The 259-nt window shown below is 70.7% G+C and carries 1 protein-coding gene; it reads right to left on the reverse strand.

Annotation, left to right across the window (positions count from 1 at the left end; all coding sequences use genetic code 11):
* Positions 1-240 (reverse strand): TSUP family transporter (locus B2J89_RS22250; protein ID WP_169170897.1); only part of this gene is annotated, 240 nt, incomplete at its 3' end.
* Positions 241-259 lie beyond the last annotated feature (19 nt).

Genomic DNA, 259 nt, shown 5'->3' on the forward strand with positions numbered 1-259 from the left:
CAGCGACAGCACCACCAGCCGCGCCATCGACAGGCCCGGCGGCGCCTGCGTGTCTTCGCGGAATCCCCAGGCGCCCGCCATGTAGCCCGGCAGCAGCGCCACCGTGCCGGTGGCATTGGCCACGACCGGCGGCACGCCGACGAACACCAGTGCCGGCAGGGTCAGAAAACTGCCGCCACCGGCGACAGCGTTGAGTGCGCCAGCGACGAACGCGGCGGTGAGCAGCAGGGCGGTATCCAACGTGTCTCCTTCAAGGTCG

This window comes from Acidovorax sp. SRB_24 (genome assembly GCF_012931925.1).